The organism is uncultured Parasphingorhabdus sp. (assembly GCF_963677535.2).
In the GTDB taxonomy this organism is placed as follows: domain Bacteria; phylum Pseudomonadota; class Alphaproteobacteria; order Sphingomonadales; family Sphingomonadaceae; genus Parasphingorhabdus.
In genome coordinates this window covers 1,667,835-1,680,716 of record NZ_CAXXUT010000003.1, presented here as the reverse complement: position 1 = coordinate 1,680,716, position 12,882 = coordinate 1,667,835, and the positions used below count along the sequence as shown (strand labels likewise).

Genomic DNA, 12,882 nt, shown 5'->3' with positions numbered 1-12,882 from the left:
CACTCTGCTGGAGAGCCCAACGTAAACTATTCGGCTTTAACTGAAGCCCAAAACCACTTAAATCCAATAGTGCATCTGGTGCCAGCGTTTGGGGCCATGGAGATAAATGGGTATTATGCCCTCCTATGGCCGCTGCCAAATGGTCTCTGGTCACCGGCACCCCCATACGACATCAGCTAACCCTCTAAGAACTGGGCACTAAATTGGCACACGCTCGGGACGCCGAGAGACATTGGAAATCAAGGAAAAAGGTGGTGCCCGAGGGCGGATTCGAACCACCGACACAGCGATTTTCAGTCGCTTGCTCTACCAACTGAGCTACTCGGGCATCTGGACCTGCGCGCTGCGCGGGCCTCGTTAGGAAGCGACGCTATAGGCGGGGCTATTGCCGCTTGTCCAGCCTAAAAATGGCGGATTTATCAAGCCCCTTCACTCCTCGCCATTTCGGCCGGAATCCCCGGTCAAATGTTCGGCGAGTTCGTCCGGAGAAACCGCCTGTCCGGGGATTTTATAGCCGTTGCCCAGCCATTGCAGCAGATCGCGATCCTTGCAGCCGGCGCTGCAGAACGGCATCCATTTTTCCACCGCAGCATTGCCGCAAACCGGGCATTTCGGTGATTTCGTACCGGCCATCTGCTATCCTTGGCCCAGAATTCCCGGAAACAGACCGGAGATCAGGATCGCGATTATGACCAACGGGCAGAGCCAGCGCACCAGGAATAGCCAGACGCGTTGCAGGTTTCCGTCCAGCCCGTTTTCCTGATCAATCAATTTTCGATCCGCTATCCAGCCGACAAAAATCGAGACCAGCAAAGCGGAGGCAGGCAGCAATATTTTCGCGGTCAACTCGTCGATAATCCCGAAAACCGGCTGTCCGGAAAAGATCATGAAGTCGAACGGCTGGAAATCCGCCTGGCTGTTGAACGAAAAGCTCGCCCAGGCCCCGATCAGGAAGGCGAGACCGCCCAGGACGATGGTGACCAGCCAGCGCGGCTTGTTGAAACGGCCGATGGCCCAGCTGACCGAAGCCTCCAGCAGCGCGACCGAACTGGTGAGCGCCGCAAAAAAGACCATGATGAAGAACAGAAGTCCAATCAGAGACCCAGCCGGCATCGCCTGAAAAGCAACCGGCAAATTGACGAACAGCAGACCGAGACCGCCCTGCACCTGTTCCTGACCATCGAGGATTGCGGCCAGAGTTGCTGGCGCCAGAGCCGCAAAGGTGATGGGGAAAATCGCAAGGCCCGCGACAATCGCGACCGAGGTATCGGCGGTCGCAATTTGCGCCGATGTCTTGGCCAGATTGATGTCACGCGCCGCATAAGCACCATAAGTGATCATCAGTGCGGAGCCCAGAGATAGCGAAAACAGGGCCTGTCCCAGCGCCGAAAGCTGGACCGACGGGTCGAGCAGGCGGGCCGGTTCGAAATCGAACAGGAAAGCCAGCGCTGCGCCGAACGATCCGGTAAAGGCTCCGTAGATGGTAATCGCGACCAGCAGGAGGAAGAAGATTGGCATCAGCCAGACAGCGACTTTCTCGATCCCGCTGCTGACGCCGCGACCGACGGCAAATATGGTAAGAGCCATGAATATCGCGTGCATCGCCAGCATCTCGCTGCTGTTCGCCTGCAGGGCTGGCAATATCCCCTGCACCTCGTCGACCGATGATCCCGACAAGGCGCCTTGCGCCAGATTGCCCGAACCGACGGCATGGGCAAAATCACCGATGAATACGCCGATGAAATGCACAATCCACCCCGCCAGCACGCTATAATAGGTCAGGATAAGAAAGGCGCCGACCATACCGACACCTGCGCCAATCGACCACCAGCGCGATGCGCGGGATTCAATCGCGACCCTCTTCATGCTCTCGATAGCCGACCCCTGACCGTGGCGGCCTATGAGCGTTTCCGAAAGCAGGATCGGCAGGCCGATAAGCAAAACACAGAAAATATAGAATATGACGAAGGCACCGCCACCGTTCGCACCAGCTTCCGCAGGAAAACGAACCAGATTACCCAGACCCACAGCCGAGCCGATCGCTGCCAAAACAAAAGCCGTCCGCGAAGACCAACCATCACCACCTGCTGATACTGCGCCTGCCATATCTCAAATCCCCCGATTACTGACCAGTTCCGGCCTTGTTGCTTTTGTTACTAGCTCCGCATCAACATCGGACCAAGCGGTTTTCCTGCAAAAATGTGGACGTGCAGATGCGGCACTTCCTGATGGCCATGCTGGCCGACATTGGCGAGCAGGCGATAGCCCGGCTCGACCATCCCGGCTGCGCGCGCCACATGGCCGACAGCGCGGACAAATCCGGCAATCTCCGCGTCGCTCGCTTTGGCCGAAAAATCATCCCAGCTGACGTAGCGACCTTTCGGAATCACCAGAACATGTTCGGGCGCCTGTGGATTGATATCATGGAAGGCAAGCACCCATTCATCTTCATAGACCGTCTTGTTGGGAATTTCGCCGCGCAGGATTTTCGCGAAAATATTATCGTCGTCATAGGGTTGGGTTGGGTCAATCGCCATCAGCTTGCTCCTCTTGCGGCTTTCTCCTCCAGCCCCGACAGGCCCTCCCGGCGGGCCAGTTCGGCGGTCACGTCGTCCAGCGACAAACCCATGTCGGCGAGCAGGACCATCAGGTGGAACAGCAGGTCGGCCGCCTCGCCGATCATTGCGGTCTTGTCATCCTGCACCGCGGCGATCACCGATTCGACCGCTTCTTCGCCCAGCTTTTCTGCCATTTTCGCGCGCCCCTTGGCACGCAAGTTCGCGACATAGCTTTGATCCGGCTCCGCGTCGCGTCGCTGCAGGATCGTCTGCTCGAGAGATTTGAGGATATCAGTCATCAACGGCGGTTTGGGCGAGAAATCGCCCGTTCGTCAAGCCCCGGCGGCACAAGTTTGCGCGCTTCACCAAAATGGGCCGCCTTGGCATCAACGCCGGGCGGGAAGATTGGCGGCGCGCAGGGCGGCATGGGCATCGGCAATCGTATGCTGGCCGAAGTGGAATATCGAGGCCGCAAGCACTGCATTGGCATGGCCCCGGGTCACGCCGTCGACCAGATGATCGAGATTGCCGACACCGCCACTGGCAACCACCGGTATCGACACCGCATCAGCGATCGTGCGCGTCAGGTCCAGATCATAGCCATCGCGGGTGCCGTCGCGGTCCATCGAGGTGACCAGCAGTTCCCCTGCTCCCAGTTCGGCCATGCGGACAGCGTGCTCCAGCGCGTCAATGCCGGTCGGGGTTCGGCCCCCATGGGTGAAGATTTCCCAGCGTCCCGGCTCGATCTGGCGGGCATCGATCGACGCCACCATGCACTGGCTGCCGAAACGGGTCGCAATATCGCTGACCACTTCCGGCCGCGAAACGGCGGCGCTGTTGACCGCCACCTTGTCCGCCCCCGCCATCAGCAAAGCGCGCGCGTCATCCGCCGTGCGGACACCGCCGCCCACGGTGACCGGCATGAAGCAGACCTCGGCCGTGCGCCGCACGACATCGATGATCGTATCGCGATTCTCATGGCTGGCGGTAATGTCGAGGAAGCAAAGTTCGTCGGCCCCCGCAGCATCATAGGCCTGCGCCTGCTCGACCGGATCGCCGGCGTCCTGCAGGTCAACAAAATTGACGCCCTTGACCACCCGGCCATTGGCGACATCGAGGCAGGGAATGACGCGGATGCGGACGGTCATGCGCGCACCGCCGTTGGTGTCGAGCGAAGTCGAGAGACGTTTGCGCGCGAAACCAATGTGTCTCGACTGCGCTCGACACGAACGGAACTGGGCCGTTCAACCACGATTGGCCATCGCGATCGCGGTCGCCAGATCGAGCCGCCCGTCATAAAGCGCCCGGCCGGTGATCACGCCTTCGATCCCGTCCTTGGCAAACTGGCTGAGCATATGGATATCATCCAGTCCCTTGACCCCGCCGCTGGCAATCACCGGAATATCGACCCCGCGCGCCAGATCGACGGTGGCTTCGATATTGCAGCCGGTGAGCATGCCGTCGCGCCCGACATCGGTGAACAGGATCGATGCAACGCCCGCATCTTCAAAACGCCGCGCCAGATCGCGAACGGAGACATCCGATACATCGGCCCAGCCTTCGGTTGCGACCATGCCGTCGCGCGCGTCAACGGCGACAACGATACCGCCCTCATATTCCTTCGCCATATCCTTGACGAAGTCCGGATCTTTCAGCGCGGCGGTACCGATCACCAGCCGGGCGACGCCCAGTCCGAACCAGCGTTCAACTGTCTCGCGATTGCGAATGCCGCCGCCCAGTTGCACATAGCCCGGAAAACTGGCGACAATGGCCTCTACCGCTTCGGCATTTTTCGGCGAGCCGGCAAAGGCCCCATCCAGATCGACGACGTGGATATGTTCGGCGCCGGCAGCGGCAAACAGACCGGCCTGTTCCGCCGGATTGTCGCCATAAACCGTGGCACGATCCATATCGCCTTCTGCCAGGCGAACGACTTCGCCCGACTTGAGATCAATGGCAGGAAATACGATCATGGTTTCCACTCCAGAAAACGGTTGAGAAAGGCCAGCCCATAGGCCTGGCTTTTCTCGGGGTGAAATTGCACACCGACGATATTGTCGCGACCGACCGCCGACACCAAAGGTACGCCGTGGCTGGTCTTGGCCAGAATCTCCGCCTGGTTCGCGGCGTCAAAATGATAGCCGTGCAAATAATAAGCTTCGCCGGGCTCGAGCAGATCATGTCCCTCGGTCGGCGTCACGTCATTCCAGCCCATATGCGGAATTTTTATATCATCGCTGGCAGGCTCGATCGCCCTTACCGTGCCGCCGATCCAGCCAAGGCCTTCATGTTCGCCAAATTCGATACCCTTGTCGGCCAGCATCTGCATCCCGACACAGATACCGAGGAAAGCCACGCCTTCGGCGCGCACCCGCTTTTCCATTGCTGCAACCATGCCGTCAATGGCTCCCAGGGCATCGCGACAGGCGCCAAATGCCCCGACACCGGGCAATATGATCCTGTCGGCTCGCGCCACCAGCTCCGGGTCAGCGGTTACAGTGACCTTGCCAGCCCCTGCGGCGACCAGCGCATTGTGCACGCTGTGCAAATTGCCGGCACCAAAATCTATGAGAGCGATGGTTTCAGACATGGTGCAACTCAACCGCCCAATTGCCCCTTGGTCGAGGGAATCGCATCGCCCTTGCGCGGGTCGCGTTCGACCGCCTGACGCATCGCCCGGGCAAAGCCCTTGAACATGCTTTCCGCAATATGGTGATTATTCTCGCCATAAAGCAGTTCGACATGCAGCGTTATTCCAGCGGCATCGGCAACGCTGTGAAACCAGTGCTTGAAAAGCTCCGTGTCCATCTCGCCAAGCCGCTCCTGCGTGAAACCTGCGTTCCAGACAAAATAGGGCCGACCGGAAATATCGAGCGCCACCCGGCTCAACGTCTCGTCCATTGGCGAATAGGCGCTGCCGTAACGCACGATCCCCGCCTTGTCGCCGAGCGCCTGATGGATCGCCTGACCGACCGCAATAGCGCTGTCCTCGGTGGTGTGGTGCTGATCGACGTGGAGATCGCCCTTGATCCGCAATTTCAGGTCGATCAGCGAATGGCGCGAAAATTGTTCGATCATATGATCGAGAAAACCGATGCCGGTCGACACATCATATTGACCGGTTCCATCGAGGTTCAACTCGACGTAAATCTCGGTTTCCTTGGTATTTCGTTCGATTGTCGCTGTTCTCATGCAAGAGGCCTATAGTGACTTGGACAAATCAGGCAAGAATTTCGCGGCCTTTGGTCAACGCAAAATTCATTTTACGCTCTTGACCCGATGCCCGCTTCACGCCACCTAGTGCAAATGAGTGATGACGCACCCGATAGCCTGATTCCTTACGACGAAATCGTTCAGGAAGCCCTGCGTGCGGTGGTTGGCCGTGTGCTGAGGGAAGTCGAGAAAGACGGTTTGCCCGGTGAGCATCATTTCTACATCACCTTCAAGACCCGCGCCCCCGGCGTCGATATCCCCGATCACCTGATCGCGCGGTTCCCGGACGAGATGACCATTGTCATCCAGAACCGCTATTGGGATCTGAAAGTTGACAAGGACCGTTTCGAAGTTGGCCTGAGTTTCAACCAGATCAGTTCGATGCTGCATATTCCGTTCGCGGCGATCACGTCTTTTGTCGACCCGGCCGTGGATTTTGCCCTGCAGTTCCACGTTGACGAGGTCGAGGGCGATATCGATGACCATGATCCTGCGGAAAATGACGGCGAGACGGAAGCGGTCGAGACCGTCGATGACGGCTCCAACGTAGTGACGGTGGACTTCGGCAAGAAAAAGTGAGCGGCACCCGTACCGAAACCGATTCTCTCGGCGAAATTGAAGTGCCAGCCGATGCCTATTGGGGCGCCCAGACCCAGCGAAGCATCGAAAATTTTCCCTTCCCCCGTCAGGAACGCATGCCGATTCGGCTGATCCATGCGCTGGCTGCGGTCAAACAGGCAGCAGCGCGGGTCAACGGCATCCATGGCCTCGAACCGGAAATCGCCGCCGCCATCGAAAAAGCCGCCAATGCCGTGCGCACCGGCGAATATGACAATCAATTTCCATTAACCATATGGCAAACCGGATCCGGCACCCAGTCGAACATGAACGTCAACGAAGTGATCGCCGGTGTCGCCAACGAGGCGATCTACGGCACGCGCGGCGGCAAATATCCGGTCCATCCGAACGACCATGTCAATCGCGGCCAATCGTCCAACGACAGCTTCCCAACCGCCATGCATGTGGCGGCGGCGCGGGCACTGGAAGTCGAGCTGTTCCCGGCGCTCGAGCAATTGCACGACGCCCTTGCCGAAAAGGCGCAGCAGTGGAAATCCATCGTCAAGATCGGCCGCACCCATTTGCAAGATGCCACACCGCTGACGCTCGGCCAGGAATTTTCCGGCTATGCCGCGCAGCTGGTCGCCGCCCGCGATCGGGTCGAGAGCGTGCTGCCACGATTGTTGCAGCTGGCGCAAGGCGGCACCGCCGTCGGCACCGGGCTCAATGCGCCAGACAGTTTCGGCGAGCATATCGCCAAGGAAATCTCCAAGATCACCGGCCTGAAATTCACCTCGGCGCCGAACAAGTTCGCGGAACTGGCCGCACATGACACGATGGTCGAACTGTCAGGCGCACTCAACACGCTGGCGGTGTCGCTGACCAAGATCGCCAATGATATCCGCCTGCTCGGGTCGGGACCGCGTTCCGGCCTTGGCGAGCTCGACCTGCCGGCCAATGAACCGGGCAGCTCGATCATGCCGGGCAAGGTCAATCCGACCCAGTGCGAGATGCTGACCATGGTTGCAGCGCAGGTGATCGGCAATCACCAGGCGGTGACCGTCGGCGGACTGCAGGGGCATCTGGAGCTGAATGTGTTCAAGCCGCTGATCGGCGCCAACGTGCTGCGCTCGATCGAGATCATCTCGATCGGCATGTCGAGCTTTTCCGAACGCTGCGTGGAAGGTCTGGAGGCTAATGAAGCGCGGATCAGGGAGCTGGTCGATAACTCGCTCATGCTGGTCACCGCCCTCGCCCCGGTAATTGGCTATGACAAGGCGGCGGCGATTGCCAAATATGCCCACAAGACCGGCCAGACATTGCGCGCATCCGCACTGGAACTCGATCTGGTTGACGCAGAAACCTACGATACCCATGTAAGGCCTGAGAATATGGTCGGAAATCATTCCTGATCCGGGAACAAGAACAACATGTCGCTCATCAGAAATATATTCACCACCGCAGTGGGATACGAAGCCCGCAAGCACACCAAAGGCCACGGTTTGCGCAACTTCGGCCTCGGCATGCTCGCGGCCCGTCTGGCCACCCGGTCCGTCCCCGGCGCGCTGCTGGTCGGCGGGGCGCTGATCGCGAAAAAGCTCTATGATGACAAGAAAGAGGCGGAAGCCCTGCCCGCATCCGAGGCGGTGATTGATATTGAGGGCAAGCCGGTTCCGGAGGAACGGAAGCTTAAGAATAGCGCTTCATCGTTGGCAAATTAGTGTATTCAGTAAACTGTCACCGTAATTGCATGACTGCACCTCCTTCGATGCCGACATTGAACCACAACAAGAATACCGCGCTGGGAATCCCTTTAATAGGTCCTAACCCTAGCAAACTGTGATCACAGTCCTATCAGGGAATTTGCCAACCATCCAAATTCCTAGCGCACGTGAGTACGAAAGTATTTTTTGTATAGTCAATTTTCCCTTGAAATTCACCGGTAATTCCTTCGCCCTGATCAACGATTATGTCACCTCCGAGAATTACGTTCTTAGCATATGGATCATTTGAATTTTCTCTACATTCTTCCATCTCCTCATTATTTCTAACCAAATTAAAAGACTTGTTCTCGCCAAATATCTCAATCATCACCTGTTTATGCGGATGAGCTATGATTTTTCCTTTTCCCCAAGTATTTGAGATATCTGACTCCACAGCACATGAAGAGCAAAGCGGTATCACCAGCGCCCACCATCTAGTACGGAAATTTTTTGACATAGCTATTTACTGCCTTTTTCCTGTCGGCCTCGTTTTGACGTCCAATTACCGTGACAGTTGCAACAATCCCCGAACTTTGGATTTAGGGCTATGTTTTTAGACTATCAATCTCTGTCCGATTTTCTCCTGCATATCTTCAACCATCAGACCGCCCGAAACAAAATTTCCTACATCGGCAACAATCTATCCAACATCACGCAAAATAACGCCTCCTTGGTCCGAACTTTGACGAACTTTGGACCAGATTTCCCATTGAAGGCATGGTTTCGAGCTTCTCTGCAATCCATCGCTAATTCCTCACAGCCCAAATTTTGGTGAGAAGAACCTATCCCCGCCAATTGTAATATTGATCACAACTGACATTGCTGTAAGCTCCATGAGAACCGCCAAAACGAAGCGGCACAGGAGAGCATGTTGGCAACCACCGCGCAAACGGGGCAAGCGCCCCGCAAATTCTTTGGCTGGACCAATGTCGGTCTGTTCTTCTTCATCCAGTTTGCCGCATCCGGCTTTGTCTATTTCGCCTATTCGGTGGTCTTCCCGGTGATGGTCGAGACGATGGACTGGAACCGCGGCTCCGCCTCCATTGCCCAGTCGGTGGCGCTGATAACGCTTGGCCTGTCCTATCCATTGACCGGCTATCTTCTGAACCGGTCGGGGGTCCGCCGGACCATGACAGTCGGGTTGCTGGTCATGCTGGCCGGTTTGCTGCTGCTGGTATTTGCAGTGTCCGATTTATGGCAGTGGGTTCTGGTATGGGGCGTGGTCATGGGCCTGTCTTTTGGCCTGACCGGCCCGATCTGCGCGCAGACCGCCATGATCAGCTGGTTCAGCGTCAAGCGATCGACGACAATCGGCATCGTCATGACCGGCGGCGCGCTTGGGGGCGCGATGGCACAGCCGGTTCTGGCCGAGATGATGGACCGGTTTGACAGCTGGCGGGCGGCCTGGGCCATCGCCGCGGCGATGGTCCTCATCGCGCTGGCCGCCACGCGGTTCATCATCAACCGGCCGGCCGATATCGGACAATTCCCGGACAATATCGATCCCATAAGCGCAGTCAGTGACGAGCAAGCTCATCACGCGCACCCGAAAACCTATCGCACCGACCATGAATGGACGTTGCGGGAGATCATTCGCAAACCGACCCTTTTTCTGATGATGGTGATATCGGTTGGTTATCTGGGCACCTTCTTTGCCTTGCTCAATCATGGCGTTCTGCATCTGACAGACAATGGTCTGAACGGGATCGAGGCGGCCGCCATATTCGGCCTTCTGATCCTGGGCAGCGGGCTGGCGCGGATTCCGGCCGGCTGGCTTGGCGACCAGTTCGAACTGCGCTGGACCATATTCGGGTCCATCGCCCTGATGGCGGTAGCGCTCGCGGGATTCTGGCAAGGCCAGAGCATATGGCTCTTGTCGGCCATGGGTATGTTATTCGGTGCCGGCTATGGCAGTCTGCTGGTGTTGCTCCCCGCGGCGATTGGCAATTATTTCGGCGAACGCGCCTTTCCCGTGATCAATTCCCTGTTCGCTCCTGTGGTTCTGCCCTTCGCCGCTGCGGCGCCCGCCGGTGCCGGCTTTGTCTTCGAGGCGACCGGCAGCTACGACTTCGCCTTTGCCGGGGCCATCATCCTGCTCGCCGCCGGAATGCTCGCCGCTTTCTGCCTCAAGCCACCGGCGACGCCCGTCTAGATATTACCGTCGCTCGAGAGCAGCGCGGCAATCGGTCTGGTTCCCGGCCGGCGCGCCAGCACGATCATCAAGATCGTCGTGAACGGAACCGCCAGAATAGCGCCGGGAATGCCCCACAGGCTGCTCCAGATGGCCAGCGAGACCAGCACCACCATCGGGCTGAGATTGACCGATTTGCTGAGCATTTTCGGTTCCACGATATTGCCGACGATCACCTGCGCCGTGGTCATCAGGCCGGTGGCAATCAGAGGAATGGTCAGCGTCCCGAACTGGGCCACGGCGAACAGCGCCGGAAAAGCCACGCCGACGAACGAACCGATATAGGGAATATAATTGAGCAGCCCGATGATGATCGCCCACAAGGCGGCATATTCCACGCCCAATATCAGCAATATCACCCAGCAGATGACACCGAGGATGATGTTGATCAGCGTCTTGGTCGCCAGATAGCTGCCGATATCATGGTTGATCCGGGTGATCATGTTCAGTGTATCGGTCGAATCGCTGTCCGAACCGAAGGCCCGGCGCACCTTTTCGGGAAAGCCGGTGATCTCGCTGAGCAGGAAGGATGCATATAATATCGTGATGAAGACAAATCCGCCGAAGCTGGTCAGCGAGGACAGCACCGACTGGGCCAGCGCGGCGATATCGATCTCGGTAAAAAATCTCGTGGCAAATTCACGTACCGCTTTGGCGATCGCCTCGGTGCCCCGGTCAAATATCGCCGAGGGCGAAGCCATAAGTTCGGAAACTTCCGGACGGCCAATCGTCTCGTCTGCCGGCAGCGGGAACCATAGAGCGAACAGATTTTCCAGATTGCGCTGATAGACCGGCAGCGAAGGCACCAGATTCTGCAGACTGGCCACCAGCATCCGGGTCATGGCAAAAAGCATGGCCAACACGCCAATCAGGGCGAGCGTGGCGCGGAGCCACAAGGGCGTCTGGCCAAGCCCGGGAATTCGGGCGACAGTGGCGCTGGCGGCATAGAGAATCTGCAGCAGGATGATCGCGGTCACAATCGGCAGGATGATGTCCTGACCCACGTAAAACAGCCAGCCGATCATGATCGTGATACCGATCGCGTAGAAAATGGTGCTGATACGTCCCTGGATCATGATTTTTCGATAGCCTTAATCTCCGTGACTGTCATCAGGATGATTGTGCATCCTGCAGATATAAAACATCGGGACAAGCATCTTGACGCGATGCACACCTATCGGCCAATAGCCGCTATGGCCGACAATATTGCTTCCCAGAATATCGATAATGATCACCGCGAACTGAACCGCAGAGGACTGCTTTTCGTGCTGTCCTCTCCCTCGGGCGCCGGCAAATCGACATTGGCAAAGATGTTGCTGGAAGCCGACGACGAGATCGCCATGTCGGTGTCGGTAACAACCCGGCCGAAACGGCCTGGTGAAGAGGATGGCAAGGACTATTATTTCGTCAGTGGCGACCAGTTCGAGGAAATGGTCGCCGATCATAGCTTCCTTGAATATGCTACGGTATTCGGCAACCGCTACGGCACTCCGTCGGTCCCGGTGAACCAGAGTCTGGAAGCCGGACAGGATGTGCTGTTCGATATCGACTGGCAGGGCACACAGCAGCTTTATCAGCGCGCCGGCCAGGATGTGGTGCGGGTGTTCATTCTGCCACCCTCTCTCGGGGAATTGCGCAACCGTCTGGAAAGCCGCAACACCGATGCGCCGGAGATCATTGAAAGCCGGATGCAGCGCGCGACCAGCGAGATCAGCCATTGGGACGGCTATGACTATGTCCTGATCAACGACGATCTCGACGCCTGCTTCACCAAGGTGAAGCAAATTCTTGCCACCGAACGGATGCGACGGTCGCGACAAACCGGCCTGATCGGGTTCGTCCGGAACTTGATGGCGGAATAGTCAGGGCGCTGGCTGCGGCACCTGCCTGACGTAAAGCCCGTCAAACAATGTCGACCAGCTGGCACCATCATCAGTCGACGTCTGCCAGTGCTGTCGGACGCTTCCGTCATCCCGGGCTGTCCAGGTGATGCGGTTGATGACCATACCCCTTGCATAATAAGGGGTGTTGCGGTTGCTGAGTACCATCTCACCCTCAGCATTCAGCCCGCCTTCGATAAACAGCGCCGAACCATCCGTCCCCATCCAGGTCTGGTGCCATTTTTTCTGCGCGGCATCGTAAAAGCTCATGCTCATGCCGGTGTAACCGCTTTTGTTGGTATAATCTTCACGGATAACGCAGCCGCCGTGATCGCGTGAAATCCGGCTCGACGCCGTCGCCCGGTCCTGTCCGGCTGCGGTAACGTCCCAGACTCCGATCCAGAAATCAAAAGCACGGTGAGCGTCGCTTAGGCAGGCTTGTACCGACTGGACAGACGCTGGCGCAGGCGTCTGCGCGTGCACAGGTTCAAAAAAAGGGGATGGCAGCAGAAGCGTTGCAACGGTTGCGCCCAATAGGGGGCGGGCGCATGATCCGCGAATCCGGAAATAGGAGCTTGCCCATGCGGTAGGCAATATATTCCGGTTCAGCGTTTTGCTTGTCCGCGTTCCGATACCATCCCCCATTTCAAGCTTCGATGCGACCCGTCAGCATTATGCTTTTCCGGATTCTCACTCAGCTGCCGTCAACATAGCATAGA

At 57.7% G+C, this 12,882-nt stretch carries 16 protein-coding genes and 1 tRNA gene; 5 read left to right on the top strand and 12 right to left on the bottom strand.

Translation table 11 applies throughout. The features are described 5' to 3' along the window. Positions 1–252: 252 nt before the first annotated feature. From ACHZCJ_RS15195 to hisB, 9 genes are all read right to left on the bottom strand, one after another. A tRNA-Phe gene (locus ACHZCJ_RS15195) sits at positions 253–328 on the bottom strand. Positions 329–429: 101 nt separating this feature from the next. Continuing rightward, positions 430–633 carry a DNA gyrase inhibitor YacG gene (locus ACHZCJ_RS15190; protein WP_321327365.1) on the bottom strand — a complete coding sequence of 68 codons (204 nt, stop codon included), beginning with the start codon at positions 631–633 and terminating at the stop codon, positions 430–432. 3 nt (positions 634–636) lie between these two features. After that, on the bottom strand, positions 637–2,106 hold the full coding sequence (locus tag ACHZCJ_RS15185; RefSeq protein WP_321327363.1) for a sodium-dependent transporter: 1,470 nt from the start codon (positions 2,104–2,106) through the stop codon (positions 637–639). 50 nt (positions 2,107–2,156) lie between these two features. Then, positions 2,157–2,537 (bottom strand): histidine triad nucleotide-binding protein, encoded by a 381-nt coding sequence (locus ACHZCJ_RS15180; protein ID WP_159645357.1) that lies wholly within the window; start codon positions 2,535–2,537, stop codon positions 2,157–2,159. After that, on the bottom strand, positions 2,537–2,857 hold the full coding sequence (locus tag ACHZCJ_RS15175; protein ID WP_159645360.1) for a phosphoribosyl-ATP diphosphatase: 321 nt from the start codon (positions 2,855–2,857) through the stop codon (positions 2,537–2,539). Before ACHZCJ_RS15175 ends, ACHZCJ_RS15180 begins: the two co-directional genes overlap by 1 nt. Before the next feature lie 87 nt (positions 2,858–2,944). Continuing rightward, complete coding sequence (gene hisF / locus ACHZCJ_RS15170; protein WP_321327362.1) at positions 2,945–3,706, bottom strand: imidazole glycerol phosphate synthase subunit HisF; 762 nt, start codon at positions 3,704–3,706, stop codon at positions 2,945–2,947. Positions 3,707–3,802: 96 nt separating this feature from the next. Continuing rightward, positions 3,803–4,531, bottom strand: a complete 729-nt coding sequence (hisA, locus tag ACHZCJ_RS15165) for a 1-(5-phosphoribosyl)-5-[(5-phosphoribosylamino)methylideneamino]imidazole-4-carboxamide isomerase (protein WP_100093891.1) — start codon at positions 4,529–4,531, stop codon at positions 3,803–3,805. Next, positions 4,528–5,148, bottom strand: a complete 621-nt coding sequence (gene hisH, locus ACHZCJ_RS15160) for an imidazole glycerol phosphate synthase subunit HisH (protein WP_321327360.1) — start codon at positions 5,146–5,148, stop codon at positions 4,528–4,530. The genes hisA and hisH overlap by 4 nt, the downstream gene beginning before the upstream one ends. 8 nt (positions 5,149–5,156) lie before the next feature. After that, the gene (hisB, locus tag ACHZCJ_RS15155; RefSeq protein ID WP_159645368.1) at positions 5,157–5,750 is read right to left on the bottom strand and encodes an imidazoleglycerol-phosphate dehydratase HisB; all 594 of its coding nucleotides are present in this window, start codon (positions 5,748–5,750) and stop codon (positions 5,157–5,159) included. Positions 5,751–5,864: 114 nt separating this feature from the next. Here hisB and ACHZCJ_RS15150 point away from each other — a divergent pair, with 114 nt between their 5' ends. From ACHZCJ_RS15150 to ACHZCJ_RS15140, 3 genes are read left to right on the top strand one after another with little or no spacing between them, the layout of a single operon-like run. Next, the gene (locus ACHZCJ_RS15150; protein ID WP_159645370.1) at positions 5,865–6,350 is read left to right on the top strand and encodes an SspB family protein; all 486 of its coding nucleotides are present in this window, start codon (positions 5,865–5,867) and stop codon (positions 6,348–6,350) included. Continuing rightward, positions 6,347–7,741 carry a class II fumarate hydratase gene (fumC, locus tag ACHZCJ_RS15145; protein WP_321327358.1) on the top strand — a complete coding sequence of 465 codons (1,395 nt, stop codon included), beginning with the start codon at positions 6,347–6,349 and terminating at the stop codon, positions 7,739–7,741. The genes ACHZCJ_RS15150 and fumC overlap by 4 nt, the downstream gene beginning before the upstream one ends. Positions 7,742–7,759: 18 nt before the next feature. Next, positions 7,760–8,050, top strand: a complete 291-nt coding sequence (locus ACHZCJ_RS15140) for a hypothetical protein (protein ID WP_173205978.1) — start codon at positions 7,760–7,762, stop codon at positions 8,048–8,050. Between the two features lie 133 nt (positions 8,051–8,183). Here ACHZCJ_RS15140 and ACHZCJ_RS15135 read toward each other — a convergent pair whose 3' ends face one another. Then, entirely contained in the window at positions 8,184–8,549 is a 366-nt protein-coding gene (locus ACHZCJ_RS15135) for a hypothetical protein (RefSeq protein WP_321327356.1), read from the bottom strand. Positions 8,550–8,960: 411 nt separating this feature from the next. On the opposite strand from ACHZCJ_RS15135, the gene ACHZCJ_RS15130 reads away from it, so the two are divergent. Then, positions 8,961–10,244 carry an MFS transporter gene (locus ACHZCJ_RS15130; protein ID WP_321327354.1) on the top strand — a complete coding sequence of 428 codons (1,284 nt, stop codon included), beginning with the start codon at positions 8,961–8,963 and terminating at the stop codon, positions 10,242–10,244. On the opposite strand, the gene ACHZCJ_RS15125 is transcribed toward ACHZCJ_RS15130, so the two are convergent. Continuing rightward, entirely contained in the window at positions 10,241–11,359 is a 1,119-nt protein-coding gene (locus ACHZCJ_RS15125) for an AI-2E family transporter (protein ID WP_159645381.1), read from the bottom strand. The two genes, ACHZCJ_RS15130 and ACHZCJ_RS15125, sit on opposite strands and share 4 nt — an antisense overlap. A gap of 117 nt (positions 11,360–11,476) precedes the next feature. On the opposite strand from ACHZCJ_RS15125, the gene gmk reads away from it, so the two are divergent. Then, a complete protein-coding gene (gene gmk, locus ACHZCJ_RS15120) occupies positions 11,477–12,145 on the top strand; it encodes a guanylate kinase (RefSeq protein ID WP_159647991.1) in 669 nt (222 codons plus the stop codon). Here the strand turns inward: gmk and ACHZCJ_RS15115 are convergent, their stop codons facing one another. Then, positions 12,146–12,757, bottom strand: a complete 612-nt coding sequence (locus ACHZCJ_RS15115) for a hypothetical protein (protein ID WP_394700141.1) — start codon at positions 12,755–12,757, stop codon at positions 12,146–12,148. It lies immediately after the preceding gene. Positions 12,758–12,882 lie beyond the last annotated feature (125 nt).